The sequence below is a fragment of the Pseudoalteromonas sp. MSK9-3 genome, assembly GCF_003590335.1.
In the GTDB taxonomy this organism is placed as follows: domain Bacteria; phylum Pseudomonadota; class Gammaproteobacteria; order Enterobacterales; family Alteromonadaceae; genus Pseudoalteromonas.
The window spans coordinates 1-408 of the sequence record NZ_MIET01000063.1; the positions used below are offsets into that span (position 1 = coordinate 1).

The following is a 408-nucleotide window of genomic DNA, read 5'->3' on the forward strand; positions in this document are numbered from 1 at the left end:
TATGCGGTAGTAAATTGCTTTCCCTATCGTCGTTAATTTTGACCATTTTTCAGTAAGATGGAATGGTGCAGCTGGAAGTACGTCATATTTACGATACTCAGTGCGGCCACGTTGTTGCTCCAGATAGCTGTATGCGGCTGCACGTTCATTCTGACTATCTGTATAGAAGGCCTCTTTAATTGCTTGATGCAACGACCCCTGATTACCTTTAACTGAAAATAGATAGTTCGCCTCTTTTTCAATGATCTTTTTGGCTATCTTAGTCTGACACCCCATAGCATCTAATGTTACTAAGTGACCTTTCAATTCTAGTAAATCAAGTAACTCGGGAATTGCTGTAATTTCATTGGATTTTGCATCTGTTTTAAGTTGACCCATTACAACGCCATTTTGAGACGCGAAGGCACT

At 40.2% G+C, this 408-nt stretch carries 1 protein-coding gene; it reads right to left on the minus strand.

Going from position 1 to position 408, the window contains the following annotated elements:
* The coding region (locus BGP78_RS22780; RefSeq protein WP_220475526.1) for an ISAs1 family transposase at positions 1–408 on the minus strand (408 nt) is incomplete at both ends.